13 protein-coding genes are annotated in these 13,776 nt (G+C 46.8%); 4 read left to right on the top strand and 9 right to left on the bottom strand.

What is annotated here, in order from left to right; translation table 11 throughout:
- Positions 1–472 precede the first annotated feature (472 nt).
- From AC4IFB_RS04495 to AC4IFB_RS04485, 3 genes are all read right to left on the bottom strand, one after another.
- A complete protein-coding gene (locus AC4IFB_RS04495; protein ID WP_490778354.1) occupies positions 473–868 on the bottom strand; it encodes a bacteriohemerythrin in 396 nt (131 codons plus the stop codon).
- Between the two features lie 490 nt (positions 869–1,358).
- Positions 1,359–2,777: a Glu/Leu/Phe/Val family dehydrogenase gene (locus AC4IFB_RS04490; protein WP_490778353.1), complete on the bottom strand. Its 1,419-nt coding sequence runs from the start codon at positions 2,775–2,777 to the stop codon at positions 1,359–1,361.
- An 18-nt stretch (positions 2,778–2,795) separates the two neighbouring features.
- On the bottom strand, positions 2,796–3,551 hold the full coding sequence (locus tag AC4IFB_RS04485) for a pteridine reductase (protein WP_490778352.1): 756 nt from the start codon (positions 3,549–3,551) through the stop codon (positions 2,796–2,798).
- Positions 3,552–3,613: 62 nt separating this feature from the next.
- Between AC4IFB_RS04485 and AC4IFB_RS04480 the strand changes: the two genes are divergently transcribed.
- Positions 3,614–4,819 (top strand): class I SAM-dependent methyltransferase, encoded by a 1,206-nt coding sequence (locus tag AC4IFB_RS04480; protein ID WP_490779491.1) that lies wholly within the window; start codon positions 3,614–3,616, stop codon positions 4,817–4,819.
- Positions 4,820–5,186: 367 nt separating this feature from the next.
- On the opposite strand, the gene AC4IFB_RS04475 is transcribed toward AC4IFB_RS04480, so the two are convergent.
- On the bottom strand, positions 5,187–5,462 hold the full coding sequence (locus AC4IFB_RS04475) for a hypothetical protein (RefSeq protein WP_490778350.1): 276 nt from the start codon (positions 5,460–5,462) through the stop codon (positions 5,187–5,189).
- Positions 5,463–5,783: 321 nt separating this feature from the next.
- A complete protein-coding gene (locus tag AC4IFB_RS04470; protein ID WP_490779490.1) occupies positions 5,784–6,107 on the bottom strand; it encodes a hypothetical protein in 324 nt (107 codons plus the stop codon).
- 783 nt (positions 6,108–6,890) lie between these two features.
- Here AC4IFB_RS04470 and AC4IFB_RS04465 point away from each other — a divergent pair.
- The 3 genes from AC4IFB_RS04465 to AC4IFB_RS04455 all read left to right on the top strand — a co-directional run bounded on the left by AC4IFB_RS04465 (position 6,891) and on the right by AC4IFB_RS04455 (position 9,971).
- Positions 6,891–8,624 carry a vWA domain-containing protein gene (locus tag AC4IFB_RS04465; RefSeq protein ID WP_490779489.1) on the top strand — a complete coding sequence of 578 codons (1,734 nt, stop codon included), beginning with the start codon at positions 6,891–6,893 and terminating at the stop codon, positions 8,622–8,624.
- 163 nt (positions 8,625–8,787) lie between these two features.
- On the top strand, positions 8,788–9,336 hold the full coding sequence (locus AC4IFB_RS04460; RefSeq protein ID WP_490778347.1) for a sigma-70 family RNA polymerase sigma factor: 549 nt from the start codon (positions 8,788–8,790) through the stop codon (positions 9,334–9,336).
- Positions 9,333–9,971, top strand: a complete 639-nt coding sequence (locus AC4IFB_RS04455) for a hypothetical protein (RefSeq protein WP_490779488.1) — start codon at positions 9,333–9,335, stop codon at positions 9,969–9,971. The genes AC4IFB_RS04460 and AC4IFB_RS04455 overlap by 4 nt, the downstream gene beginning before the upstream one ends.
- 274 nt (positions 9,972–10,245) lie before the next feature.
- On the opposite strand, the gene AC4IFB_RS04450 is transcribed toward AC4IFB_RS04455, so the two are convergent.
- From AC4IFB_RS04450 to AC4IFB_RS04435, 4 genes are all read right to left on the bottom strand, one after another.
- A complete protein-coding gene (locus tag AC4IFB_RS04450) occupies positions 10,246–10,734 on the bottom strand; it encodes a thioredoxin family protein (RefSeq protein WP_490778345.1) in 489 nt (162 codons plus the stop codon).
- 45 nt (positions 10,735–10,779) lie between these two features.
- The gene (locus AC4IFB_RS04445) at positions 10,780–11,184 is read right to left on the bottom strand and encodes a thioredoxin family protein (RefSeq protein WP_490779487.1); all 405 of its coding nucleotides are present in this window, start codon (positions 11,182–11,184) and stop codon (positions 10,780–10,782) included.
- A 311-nt stretch (positions 11,185–11,495) separates the two neighbouring features.
- On the bottom strand, positions 11,496–12,458 hold the full coding sequence (locus AC4IFB_RS04440) for a complex I NDUFA9 subunit family protein (protein WP_490779486.1): 963 nt from the start codon (positions 12,456–12,458) through the stop codon (positions 11,496–11,498).
- A 368-nt stretch (positions 12,459–12,826) separates the two neighbouring features.
- Positions 12,827–13,345: a hypothetical protein gene (locus tag AC4IFB_RS04435; RefSeq protein WP_490779485.1), complete on the bottom strand. Its 519-nt coding sequence runs from the start codon at positions 13,343–13,345 to the stop codon at positions 12,827–12,829.
- Positions 13,346–13,776 lie beyond the last annotated feature (431 nt).

Here is a 13,776-nt window from a genome sequence, read left to right as displayed (position 1 = left end):
ACGACTACTCAAAAAAGCCCCTCGCCCTTGACGGGAGAGGGGTTGGGGAGAGGGTGTGCGCTATGCGCTTATAGAAACTACAGCGTATACAGTACGATCCGATCAATCATTGTTGTGCAGAGTAATGATCAAGAAAATAGTGTTGATGAACCCCCCTCTCCCCCAGCCCCTCTCCCGCGAGGGGAGAGGGGAGTAGGGGTACAGCCGGAAACATGAGAATGATCGAAGTTAAAAGGGAAGCAGTGTTCCCAGATACTAATCATCCGTTGAATCTGTTTCTCTTGAATTGACGGGGAAGATAAAAAAATACCCCGAGGTGGGGGGACACCCGGGGTATCAAGACGATGAATAGATGATCTATCTGGGACTGCGTACTCTGCTACTGAAATCCGTGTGGGAGAGCAGATCAGAGTCCGAGCATTATGTTATGTTTTGATGCAGCCCAATTCACCTTATCGTATGCTGTGGTTTTCTAGCTACTAAGCGCTGAACTGTAGCCTCTATCGATAACTGGAATATGGTGATCCAGCCAATTTTTTATAAACACCATAGTGCCGTCTTCGATATCCGCTTCACCGGCATGGAACTTCTTTTGAAGATCGGCGCAGGTCTGCACCAGTTGACTGTGTTCCTGGCGGTGAGCATCGAGCCCTTTATAGCCTCGCTCCTCCATCAAACGTTCTTCTGATTCAAAATGCTCTACAACATAATCGATAAGACTATCCAGGCGCGTGCCTACATCCGGGCGGGCGCCTGAAGAAACCGCATCATTCAACGCGTTGACACGATTAAACAGTTCCTTGTGCTGGTTATCGCATATGTCAACTTTTGTGCTGTATTTCTCGTCTACCCATTGCATTAATGCCATGTTTAAGTTCCTCTTTAGGTTATTTCCATATGTGTTTTTTATTAATTGCACTGCTGTGAATTTAGAACATGCATCTTCAGGAAAGCTTTAAGTTTTTATATTATTTTGGATCAAGCATTCCGATGCTGTTCTATCATGACCGGTCAGTTATTCACTCAAAGTTATTATTAGAGTAATACGACTATCCGGCACTGACACAGTCAAATCACAGAAATGATTAATAACAAGACGTAGTCGTATTGAGTGAAATCAAGGTGGCGCGTGCGATACTGTTTTTCACAACGCGAAATATACAATTTTGTTTGCAAAGCGTATCCATGTTCAATTTGTCGTTCCCTGAGGGTGTATCAGAATGATCAATCGGACGATAACTTGAAAAACTACTTTGCTATCGCTGCAGGAAGTAAATTCTTATATAAAATTACTCGCTTGTAAAGCGATTGAGTCCACTAAAACAGCAATCTGCTATGAAACTTGAAGGTTGCTACAATCAAACACCGATATCTAAATAGGAACGGGCAAGTTTTTGTAATGCGATGATGTAAGCAGCAGTACGATAGTCTTCAATTTCAGGCATTCGCTTGCGAACATCTATGATCTCTTGCAGCGCAAGACGCATGCTGTCGTCAAGACCGGAGCGTACCAGGTCAAGCTCATCTGCACCCTTTGAGAGTCTGGTGCTGATCCAATCAGGCACACTCTGGCCACTGGCGTGCTCAAGTGCTGCGACGATGTGGCGGCCACGGGATTCATCCAACCGTCGTTCGATACGTCCGAAGCGCATATGGCTGAGATTGCGTATCCACTCAAAATAGGAGACTACCACACCACCGGCATTCACATAGGCGTCGGGAAGAATGGTAATGCCACGGTTTCGCAGGATTCGATCAGCCTCGAAAGTTACTGGTCCGTTTGCTGCTTCAGCAATTAGTTTGGCCTGTATCTTGGGCGCATTGCTTTCTGTTATTGCAGACTCAATAGCAGCAGGAATCAGTATGTCGCAATCATATTCGAGTATCGAAGCACCATCCTCTATAAACTCACCGCCAGCAAATCCCTTAAGACCACCATGGGCGCAGCGGTGGTAGTAGGCCTCTTCAACATGAATGCCCTCCGGATTGACGATGGCGCCATCACGTACAATGATGCCGATGATCTTGGCCCCATCCTCTTCGGTAAGAAATTTTGCAGCATGGTATCCAACATTACCTAAACCTTGGATGATGATGCGTTTCCCTTCCAGTTCGCCCTCAAGACCACAAGCACGTAGCTCTTCCTTATGACGGAAAAACTCTTGCAGTGAGTACTGTACGCCGCGTCCGGTTGCCTCGGTGCGTCCATTGACTCCACCGTGAGCCACAGGCTTTCCAGTGACGCAGGCGAGGGCATTGATATCCTCGGGATTCAGATGTTTATAGGTATCAGCGATCCAGGCCATCTCTCGCTGCCCTGTGCCCATATCAGGAGCAGGAACATTGGTAGCGGGGCTGAGAAAACCTGCGCTGGCCAACTCCCGGGCGAAACGGCGGGTGATGACTTTTAACTCATCCCGGCTGTAATCTTTTGGGTTAATGTATAAGCCACCTTTTGATCCGCCGAAGGGTACATCGACGATGGCGCACTTATAAGTCATCAAGGCAGCCAGGGCTTCTACCTCCTGCTGATCAACCGATACTGAATATCTCAGCCCACCTTTGGCAGGCAGGCGATGGATACTGTGGACCGCACGCCAGCCAGTGAAAACTTCAACTTTGCCTCGAATCTCCACCGGGAAACTGACCTGTAGAACAGAAGTACAGCTCTTAATAGCGTTGGCGATGCCGGGATCGAGATCCATATAGGAGAGCGCCCTATCCACCATATGATCGACACTTTGTCTGAAATTCAGTCCCGAGATTGTTTCATTCATCTTAGAGTTTCCAATTTCTTATTGTTGCAGTGTTCTACCACCATCAACCGGGATGATCTGTCCTGTGATGTAAGGTGCATCGCGATGTAAGAACAGAAGAGTGCTGACAATATCCGCTTCACTGCCTGGACGTTTCAGGGCAGTACGATCAAGTATCGTTTGGCGCTCTTCATCGCTCAACCCCTGTTCCGGCCAGAGAATGGCCCCTGGTGCAATACCATTGACCCTGATTTCCGGTCCCAGTTCACGCGCCAGCGTCTTTATAAGCATAGCATTGCCTGCCTTGGCAATAGAGTAGATTGGATGGGATTTAAGTGGTCGCAGGGCATGAATATCCACCAGATTGACAATTGACCCCTTATGCTCGCGCAGTAGAGGTGCAGCCGCTTGAGAGAGAAAGAAAGGGGCCTTTAAGTTGCTGCCCATCAGATCTTCCCAATGGGCCTCTGTAGCCTTCTCCATCGGAGTGGGATAGAAGCTGGAAGCGTTGTTAACCAATAGGTCGAGGCGCTGATAGCTCTGCTCAGCCTGATCAATCAGAGCCGATAACTGAGTAGTATCGTTCAAGTCGGCCTGCAGCAGACTGACCGAGTCCGGACGCTGTTGCTCCAGCTGCTGTTTAAGGTTTTCAGCCGCTGTTTTCGAACTTCTGTAGTGGAGCAGTATATCCATCCCCTGATTGTGTAACTCGGTGGCGATGGCTGCTCCTATCCGGTGTGCTGCTCCTGTAATCAAGGCAGTTTGACCTGACAGACTGGAACGGTTTTGCGTCATCGAGGGACTCCGTGGTTGAATGGTAGTGTCTACTCTAACGGATTCAAAAAGGTTTCTGTACTATGCCGGACTGTCTCACAGCCCAATCAGCCAATTCCCGGGCAACCTTGCCGATGCCGGATGCCAAAGCACAAGTGGTAAGCGAACGATTGATGCGTCAAATTCTGCGCGCTATCGATCAATCAGGTGGCGCCATCCCTTTTGATCAGTTCATGGAAATGGCCCTCTATGCGCCGGGCCTTGGCTATTATGTTGCTGGGAGTCGAAAATTCGGTGACCAGGGTGATTTTATTACTGCACCTGAAGTCTCCTCTCTCTTCGCTCAGTGTCTGGCAAGACAGATTGCCCAACTGTTGCCGGCAATGCCTGATGGCGAAATACTGGAGTTTGGTGCAGGTTCTGGCGTACTGGCGGCGGATATGCTGACTGAATTGGCAGCACTAGAACGGCTGCCCTCCCGCTATCTCATTCTGGAAGTCAGCCCAGAGCTGCAAGGACGTCAAAAAGAACTACTGAGAGAGCGGGTGCCAGATTTAATTGAACGGGTCATCTGGCTGGATGCCATGCCCCAGAATTTCTCTGGATGTGTGGTGGCGAATGAACTCCTGGATGCCATGCCAGTCAGCCGCTTTCGAGTTGTGGATGGGCAAGTTGAGGAGTGTTTTGTTGAATTTGATGGGGAGAATTTAAAGGCTTGCTTTAAAACTCCGATCACACCAGGTCTCACTGAAGCAGTGGATCAGTTACAAGGCAATATTGGGCGATTCGAATCAGGCTATATTTCGGAGATCAATCTTCGACAGGCGGCTTGGTTGAAGTCACTATCACAAGCTATCAGGCGAGGTGCTGTTTTATTGATCGACTATGGCTACAGCTGCGCAGAGTATTATCATCCTCAACGTAATGAAGGGACTCTGATGTGCCACTATCGCCACCGTGCCCACAGCGATCCATTTCGCTGGGTGGGTATTCAGGATATTACCTGTCAGGTCGATTTTACATCAGCTGCGAAGGTTGCACTTGAGTCGGGTTTTAGATTGGGTGGTTATACCACCCAGGCTCATTTTCTGATTGCCAACGGACTCGATACCCTATTGGCTGACTCTGATCCTGAAGATGTGGTTCGTCATATGGCCTTGATGCAAGGCGTAAAGCGTCTTACCCTCCCTTCGGAGATGGGAGAGCGTTTTAAAGTACTGGGGCTTTTGAAGGATCTGCAGCTCAGTATGCAGGGCTTTGCCATGCGGGACATGTGTGAGCGTTTGTGAATTTCAATTGTTGGGTGTGGCAATGCTGCACCATATCCAACTGTAACGAAACCACCTGATGAGCAGCTAAACTGACAGCTTGGATCTACAGATCGTGATGGTGCGGCAGAGCCGGCACCCTACACCTTGCACTTATCAAATCGTAATCGTTAAGCTTTTGGTAGATCAGACTCTCAGGATAGACATCCTTTTACAGGGTTACGCACAGTTATAGACAAAGTGAAGTAGGGTGCGGCCCTGCCGCACCATGCTGGATAGTACTCCATAGCTTTAAGTATCACCGAAGTTAATGATGTCCCAAATCTTTACTTGACTGCTGTCCTGGTATCTCAGGTCTTTTAATTGCTTTTGAAGTCAAGGATTCAGGTTATTTTTTATTAGCAAGTCTTCCTGCAAGTATTGCAATAAAAAAAGCTGAAAATCCAGAAATAATAATATTTCCTGGTTTACTACTAACAATACCTTCACTAATCAAAATAAGAGGGATTGCTGCGCCTATGATTGATACAATTATAGCTCCAAACCACAACTTTCCCCTGTTTAATATTAGATGATATTTTCCCAGGATTGACAAAATTACCCAGAGGCACAGCAAGGCAATAAAAAGATAAAATGAATCCAGACCAAACATGTTGTTAAGCATTACTTAGCTGCAGAGTAGATAGTTGTTGTAGCACTAGTGCCTTCTATAACCAATCCTGTTGTAGTTGCCAACTCATTAATTTTTTTGTACATTTCTAGCTAACCCACCAACTGATGTCAATCGGTTGGTTTATGCGCTGTCTTAATGATCTGATAACAAGGGTAGCGAAAAAGGAAGATAGTTGTAGCGGTCGTTCTGGATGGGTAGGTACAAATCTTGAATACGTAGCTAGAAAATCCCATCGCGGCATAATCTCCTGGGAACGAGGACAAGCGACAGGATATGTTACCTGATCAGCCGCAGCGTCTAATAATGTAATTACTAGTCAATTTCGAATATTTTATCGATCATATCATGAGTCATTTCATGCATGTATGATCCGTTGTCATTAATTATAAGCGTCTCTTTTTCTTCTTCGTTTTTACAGAAAGTTAAAAATGGTATAACCGGGGCTCTTTCATTACCCATGACTGTGCTGCCATCAATTATCGAACATACATCAAATGCCAGATCACTAGAGATACTATATATCATCTCCTCATCGACACCATTTAGTTCAAGTATGCGTTTAAAACTGGCAACTATGTTTTTTAGCATTACCACTTGATTCGAATCATATGTTTCATCATCTCTGACTATATTCATTATTTTTCCTTTTATAGATAATTCCAGCTTTCAACGTAAAAAGCGCAATAGCGACTGAATAAGCTGTAGAGTTTTGTATAAGCTCAGAATACATGACATATCACACATCCAGACTACCAAGATATTTTAATACTGTCGGAGACTCAAGTAATAAAACCAATCATTCAGTTTTAACTTCCATGTGACACATTTTAGCCAAGATGGTCAACATCTATATCCAACCATCTAGTGGCGTGAGTGTTTTGTAGAAGCAGCAGACAAAGAAGAGCGCGCCATTGTTGTTCCGGTTACTGAAAAAACGTAACCAGGGCTCTAAGGGTCGACTTAGGCATCATAGATATAGAACCGTCCCAGTTCGTAGAATATTAGAAGAGCATCTGGATCGCGTTTCTAGCCTTGAACATCACTTTTACTCTTTCCCACGATCCAGCGTGGGAAAGAGGATGAATGCTTTCACAGTCTCTCTGCGTGGAAAGGAGGAAAATGGATTCTGATACATAATCATAAAAATGTGCGGTAGGATCGCACCCTACGTTTTAGCATGGCTATTGGTGGGGCGTGGCCCCACCCTACCTTAAACCTGGACAGTGCGCCTTTTGATATTCTGTTTTTCCTGCGCTTCTCGCTCTTGTCGAACCGGGAATTCAAAAGGCGTACTGTTCGAGTTTGTTATTAATTTCAACCCATTTAACCCCACTTCCATGCCATCTGCGTTTTCCCTAATGACACTAACAATTTTTCATCAGCGTCTGCTGTGAAAATCAGACCAATCGGGAGAAGGTAATGAAGTTACATAAACAGATAATCACACTCTCTGTGATCATCCTGACAGGGGGATTGGCTGCCTGCGGGTCTTCGCAAGAAGCACATAAACAGTCCCAAACAGATTCTGGTGTTCTACTGGAGGCTGAAATTCAGAAACGGAGGGTGGTGCAGAGGCCATCACCTCAACAACAACGAATCCTCTATTCAGCTGAAGCGGATGCTCAGTCATCGATAACCTATCCAGCGGCTTCAAAAGCAAAGGAACATCAAAATATGTTTGCTAGAGGCGCAATTCGGCAACCTTCAGCAGGGATCGATCGGGAAAGGTATGGTGAGCTGACGGAAAATGGCGTCCACTCAGTGGCTCAGTCACCCGTCTCTACTTTTAGTGTCGATGTGGATAGTGGGGCTTACGCCCTAGTACGGCGGTTTCTCAATCAGGGTCAAATGCCGCCCAAGGATCTTGTTCGAGCTGAAGAGTTGATCAACTACTTCAACTATCAATACCCAAATCCAGCACCGAATACACACCCATTCTCTCTAACCACTGAATTGGGCCCTACGCCCTGGAACACTAAAACGAGGCTGGTACATGTGGGTATCCAGGGGATCTCGATGTCGGCAGCTGAACGTCCGGCTGCTAATCTGGTCTTCTTAATCGATGTCTCAGGATCAATGAGTGATCAGAGTAAACTGCCGTTGCTTAAATCTGCGTTTAGATTACTGCTTAAGCAGCTGAACAAAAATGATCGGGTCTCACTGGTTGTCTATGCCGGCGCTTCGGGGGTGGTATTGGAGCCTACGGCCGGTGATCAACAGGGAAAGATCATCAGCGCACTGGAACAGCTTGATGCAGGTGGTTCGACCCATGGTTCAGCGGGAATCAAGCTCGCCTACGAGATGGCAGAACAGGGGCGTATCGCAGAGGGTATTAACCGGGTTATCTTAGCTACTGATGGTGACTTCAATGTGGGAACGGTCGATCACAGACGCTTGATTGAGCTGATTGAAGCTCAGCGCCAGCGAGGTATCTCATTGACTACGATGGGCTTCGGTCAGGGGAACTATAATGACCATCTGATGGAGCAGTTGGCCGATAAGGGGAATGGCAACTACGCCTATATAGATAATATAAATGAAGCACGAAAAGTCCTGGTTGAGGAGTTGAGTGCCACCCTCGAGACTATCGCCAAGGATGTGAAAATTGAGATCGAGTGGAACCCGGACAGGGTTGCTGAGTACCGGTTGATCGGCTATGAGAACCGGTTATTGTCGAGGGAGGATTTCAATAATGACAAGGTTGATGCCGGAGATATCGGCGCGGGTCATACGGTAACTGCACTGTATGAGATAGCCTTGACTGAGAGTGAGGGGCAGCGTTTGTCACCTCTGCGTTATGGTAGCCCCAGCAGCGGTAATCCTCCGTCTGAGGAACTTGCCTTTTTAAGATTGCGTTATAAACAACCTGATCAAGAGCGGTCACATCTGATAGAGCAACCGATTATGATCTCTGGATTGGAACAGAGTCTGGATAATACCAGCGATGATTACCGCTTCAGTGCTGCGGTGGCTGGTTTTTCTCAGCTGCTCAGGGGAGGTCGCTATACTGAGTCTTTTGACTATGAAGATGCAGCAGAGCTTGCAAATGCAGCTCGAGGGGGGGATCGTTTTGGTTATCGGGGTGAATTTATACGTCTGGTCAGACTGGCTGGTAGCTTAGAAGCTTCTCCATTGTCACTGAATACTAACTAGATCATAAATATCTCTACACTCCGCTGACGTGTCTTATTATTTCCTCACTCTGGATCGGGTGAGGGGATAGTGGGGCAAGCGGTTAAAAATTGCGGTATGGAAATGATCGGTAGGTATAAACTTTGAGTTGTATAAGATCTATTTGTTTTGAGGATATCGATGCATGAGTAGCTCAGAGCAGAGTGATGAAGCGCTGTTTCGTCATTTTCGCAATGGCGATAATGGTGCATTTGAGGTGCTTTATCAGCGTTATCGTCAAACGGTATATCTGTTTTTACTACGCAGCTGTTCTGAGCGGGGGGATGCTGAAGAGATTTATCAGGATCTCTGGTCACGCATTATTACTGCAACCAAACCCTTTCAGGAAGGTGCTTTCAAGGCCTATATTTTTCGTATAGCACGCAATCTTCTTATCGATCGTCACCGCCGACACCATTTGACCCTGGTGAAAGATGATCAGGCGCTAGCGGAAGTCGCAAATCCCGGCAAGACACTCGAGGATAAAATGGTAGATGAGGATTGCAGTGACCGCTTGAAGCAGCACCTGACCGATCTGCCTGCCGAACAGCGTGAGGTTTTTCTCTTGAAAGAGGAGGCCGGATTGAGTCTGGTGCAGATCGCTTCAATGATCGACGTTGGAAGAGAGACAGTCAAAAGCCGATTTCGTTATGCCTTAAAGCAATTACGAAATCTGTTGGAGGAGTGTTTGTGAACAGATCACAGAAATTGCCAGATGATTCTCAGCTCACAACACTTTATCGGGCTAGCAGAAAAGAGCAACCTTCTGAAGCGCTGGATCAAGCAATTTTGAGTGAGGCTCGAAAGGTTGCATCCAAGCGCCGCAATCGCTGGATTGTTCCGCTCTCATCCGCAGCATTGGTTCTGTTGGGCGTGGGATTGTCATTGCCTTTGATAGAGTTGCCATATGAACCATCACAGCAGTTAAAAACGCCAACCATACTAAAACAGGATAGCTATCCTGAAGCGGATATCTATTTGAAAAAAGCACCTGTGCCGGCAGCTCCTGCGAGCGCACCCGCCCTGCCTTACTCTATCGAGGAGAGCGCAACCGGTGCCGATTCATCATCCACCATCAGGCGCCAGGCTTTAACCCCCAAGATGAGGCGTTCACTCGATACAGCTTCAAATGAGAAGCGAGAGGCTGAATTGCAAGCGTTCGGCGAAACGGGTGCCGAACTTACTCCTGTGGCCTGGTTGAATCAGATTGAGTTGTTGATTGAGTCAAATCAGCTTCAGGCAGCAAAACAACAGCTTGAACAGTTCCGTCTCAGATTTCCTGAGTATCCATTACCTGATTCACTGAAACTATGGCTGATTGAAAATTGAGAAAGGGCCGATATTGTCAACAGAGTATGGTTCATTGTTGAGTTGTGATGCCTGGAGCGAGTTTCACTTTCACGAGACAAATTAGAGGATTTCTGGAGAATCTATGCCCTTATGGTGCGGCAGGGCCGCACCAAGCATTGCACTTCTATTGATTCGGAGATCAAACAGTAATCGTTCAGGAACTGGTATTGGAGATCTACAGGATTAGCGAGCAGACTTATCTATGCTCACGCGGAGAAGTGAAGCCGAAAATAATCAGATCTTTTCAGGTAGATTACTTCCCAAAGCTCTTTTTTGTGGCCTTTTCAATCGCATCCTCGATATAGAAGACCAGGTAGTCGAGGGTGTTGATACCGAGAATGCGCTCTGCGGCCTCCCTACCCTGATTGTCCAGGAAGAGTAGGGTAGGGGTTACGAATACCCCATATCGCTGAGAGAATGCAGCTGATTCAACCTGCTTGCCCTGGAAATCGACCACCTTCTCACCGGCATCGATCATCAACTCCCCGACCAGAACCCGGTTCTGAAAATCTTTGTTGGTTTGCATGGGCTGCAGAACTTCACGCTTCATCCGCTCGCAATATTCGCAATGGTATTGGGATATCAGCAGCAGGATCGGCAGTTCTCTTTTTTCAGCTTCCGCGCCAAGTTTGTAGAGGTCATCGGCGACAGGAAATCTGTTTTGATCCGCATTGACTGAGCAGACAAGCAGTAGATTTATAAGTCCGGCTACTAGCAGGGACGCTAAAGCTTGAGGCGACATTGGCTGTCTCGTTCAGGGGTTATTTTTAACCTATGGAGTTCAGGTTTAATTCAGCGCATCGTAGGATGCATCAAGTGATGAGCGAAGAAGCGCCTGATACTCTTCTCGGGAATTATAACCAACAATCGGGTCAGCCAGAGGATTTCCTTCATGGTCGAGAATTAACAGCGTCGGTACTGCAAAGATATGATATCTCTCTTTGAATTGACGACTGCGTATCTTGTCGCCATTGAAATCAGTGATTTTTCCACCGGAAAAGATATCGAACTCCATCACCACGGGAGGCTGCAGGGAGATTGTCTCTGAGAGGGGCTGCAGGATCTCCTGCTTCAATCGTCTACAGTAACCACAGGTCTCAGACTCAAAAACCACCACGATTGGCGTATGGTTTTTTTGCGCTGTCGTAGAGATATCCGACAGGTTAGTGGTCGCGAGTATGGGATCAGCCACAGACAAACTGCTGCTGATTAGTAGGATTGTTAAAAATATGTACTGCTTGATCATCAGTAATTACTGCTAGTCGATGATTTGAAAGAGCAGTATATATAGTTTTTCTAATATTGCAATTATTCGGTCTATATTTTGATGGCTATGTAAAAGTGACTGGTTTTGCTTTTCAGGTAGGAGCCAGGCTTGTCATCAAGCATTTTGCTAAGGTTATCGAGCAAAATGCATGCTGTAGCGTGATTCACCCAACAGGTGACCATGTGCATCGAAGCTATTTTCTACAAAATCAGGAACCTGCTATTAGAATGGAGCGGTCAACTGATTTTTTTAGGTTTAATAACCTGGCGATAGCGGTTGAAACGGCTGCGATATCCCTGCTTGGCTAAATAGCAGGGTACCTGGCTTTGGATGGATTGTGGCGCTACACCCAACTCGATGAGTCCATTCCTGCTGCAGATACTGTCGGTCTGCAAGGATTGATAGTTGTCCATCGTGAAGGGTTTGCCTGGCAATTTTCCAAGTACGATTGCTTGTAATTGTGAAAGCGTTGGATTCAGTGGCAGGACTATGCGGCGGAGACCTAACTGGTTGGCGGTATACTCGACCAGCTCTTTCAGTGTATAGACTTCAGGGCCGCACAGGTCGTAGTGGGCGCCCGTGGTATCAGGATTTTCAATTGTGCGCGTGAAAGCTTCAGCTACATCGCCAACATAGACCGGAGCGAAACGGCTATGAGGTGAGGCCAGAGGAAAAATCCAAGGTGAAAGCCTCAGTAAGGCTGCGAATCTATTGAAAAATGAGTCATCTGGCCCAAAAATCACTGAAGGCCGGAAGCTGGTAACCTTCAGGGCAGAACTGCCGTGGGTGTGGGCCCTGTTTTCTCCCTCCCCCTTACTGCGTAGATATTCGCTCGATCCCTTTCCTGCATCAGCATGTAAGGCGCTCATGTGTAGTAGCCGGGTGGCTCCGCTCTTGATGGCTGCCTCCACGACATGGTCAACCAGATCGATATGAATACTCCTGAAAGTCAGTTTACTCGATTCGTTGAGCACGCCAATCAGGTTAATAATGGTCTGACATCCAGAGAAGTGCTTTTGCAGGGTGGGGGAGTCGAATTGTGAAGCCTTGACCAGTTCGATGTTGGGGTGAACCTTTAGTCCTGCATGGCGATGTGGGTGTCGGCATAGCAGTCTGCATGGGTATCCCCGTTTGCTCAAAGTCGCAACTAGCCATTGGCCAACAAAGCCGGTTCCGCCAAGTATGCAAATCCTGTTCATCATCTTTTCCCTGTCGTCTGACCATGCCATGATTTTAGGGTTTTGTGTATATCAGATTGTCGCCATTCATTCATTACGGATCACTAAGTATGGATTTAATTGCAGCTGAAATTTCGAATCAATGTGGTATCTCACACAAACCAATGATTGGACTTGGGAAGAGAGGCCAGTATCAAACACGCTAATGCGAAGCCCGAAGAAGTGTTTACGATATCCAAATCGATGTTTGCGCCAACACTTTCCACTCGCACGGGAACAGTTTCCTTTGGCAATAGACAGCGCCATATAGTTGCAAGCAAAATATTAACCGGATTGAAGAATATGGCAATAGTTTGAGATAAACATTTACAGGAAGCGAGTATTGAAAACTATTCTGAATCGGTTTCAGGCTGTTGTACAGGCTCAGTTTGAGGAATGAGTGCGTAGGGTGGAACAGGAATTGGGAGTTGTTTAAACAGCAAATAGTTTCCATGTTTGTCCCGCATAATCATTCGGCCGCTCTCCAATACAAACTGATACTTTTGAGTTAACCCGGATTCAGGATCCTGCATCAGCAACAAATCACCATCAATATGGTAACGCCCATCCTGGTAGGTTTCAGCGTCAGCATATATACGGAAATAACCATACATCACCAGCACAATTTCACCACCGCGGCCTAACCAGATACCGTCAACTTCAGATTGCATTGGATCCTGATAATAGGGTTCGGGGTCATAAAGGGGAGGGCGCTGCTCAGAATAGTAGCCTTCCGGGTAAGCGGGAATTGTCGGTGGTCGGTAGCTGCGAGAACGATTCCAATTGTTGTAGCTCCAGTCATCTCCACGTTTGTACTGATGGGCCAGGTTACCCATAGTATCCATCATACTCAGCATCGCTCTGCTCATGATCCGGGCTGGAGATGTATCTGCTGAACACAATGGGATCACCACTGATAGTACGATCAACAGCCAGATAGAGTAATGATGAGTAGGGAGTTTGAATGCAGGCATTATATGGTCCTACCTTGATGCGGGAGGAAAACGACACTCTCCCGATTTTGTAAATATTGCTTTAAGGTACAAGTCACTGGCGTAAACTATTTATTGGTATTGAATATCTCAAGCTTCTCCATTGTGGCTGATATCAACACGAATTAGTGAGAGGTGAATAGTACCTTTTCAGGGGTGATATCCCCCCCCGCGCATCATACTATGGCGCAAGTCTAATAATAGCAATCAATATGGCCCACTAGATGCCCCTGACAATTTAATTACCCTAAATAGGGGCTCACGGCGGCTGAGAGGAAACTATTTGCTCATCGGGTTAATCTTGGCAA

The organism is Candidatus Thiodiazotropha sp. AKIB8 (assembly GCF_058244675.1).
This window is presented reverse-complemented; position numbering and strand designations above follow the sequence as displayed.

Coding starts and splice junctions, on each gene's coding strand:
- AC4IFB_RS04490 (WP_490778353.1), bottom strand. CDS start 2,777: ATGAATGAAACAATCTCGGGACTGAATTTCAGACAAAGTGTCGATCAT.
- AC4IFB_RS04480 (WP_490779491.1), top strand. CDS start 3,614: ATGCCGGACTGTCTCACAGCCCAATCAGCCAATTCCCGGGCAACCTTG.
- AC4IFB_RS04470 (WP_490779490.1), bottom strand. CDS start 6,107: ATGAATATAGTCAGAGATGATGAAACATATGATTCGAATCAAGTGGTA.
- AC4IFB_RS04465 (WP_490779489.1), top strand. CDS start 6,891: ATGAAGTTACATAAACAGATAATCACACTCTCTGTGATCATCCTGACA.
- AC4IFB_RS04450 (WP_490778345.1), bottom strand. CDS start 10,734: ATGTCGCCTCAAGCTTTAGCGTCCCTGCTAGTAGCCGGACTTATAAAT.
- AC4IFB_RS04460 (WP_490778347.1), top strand. CDS start 8,788: ATGAGTAGCTCAGAGCAGAGTGATGAAGCGCTGTTTCGTCATTTTCGC.
- AC4IFB_RS04495 (WP_490778354.1), bottom strand. CDS start 868: ATGGCATTAATGCAATGGGTAGACGAGAAATACAGCACAAAAGTTGAC.
- AC4IFB_RS04475 (WP_490778350.1), bottom strand. CDS start 5,462: ATGCTTAACAACATGTTTGGTCTGGATTCATTTTATCTTTTTATTGCC.
- AC4IFB_RS04435 (WP_490779485.1), bottom strand. CDS start 13,345: ATGAGCAGAGCGATGCTGAGTATGATGGATACTATGGGTAACCTGGCC.
- AC4IFB_RS04440 (WP_490779486.1), bottom strand. CDS start 12,458: ATGAACAGGATTTGCATACTTGGCGGAACCGGCTTTGTTGGCCAATGG.
- AC4IFB_RS04485 (WP_490778352.1), bottom strand. CDS start 3,551: ATGACGCAAAACCGTTCCAGTCTGTCAGGTCAAACTGCCTTGATTACA.